The following is a 223-nucleotide window of genomic DNA, read 5'->3' as shown; positions in this document are numbered from 1 at the left end:
CACTTATACCTAAAACTACAGAGTACTAAAACTAACTTGCATCTTACTAATACTATTGCTCGAATCACTTATACCTAAAACTACAGAGTACTAAAACTGTAAACTGCATAGCCCACGCCTGCAGCCGAATCACTTATACCTAAAACTACAGAGTACTAAAACTCACAAAGGAAACTACTGCATTAATAACTGGAATCACTTATACCTAAAACTACAGAGTACT

The sequence above is a fragment of the Staphylococcus sp. HMSC061G12 genome, from assembly GCF_001838465.1.
Lineage (GTDB): Bacteria > Bacillota > Bacilli > Staphylococcales > Staphylococcaceae > Staphylococcus > Staphylococcus simulans.
Note: the sequence above shows the minus strand (reverse complement) of the source record.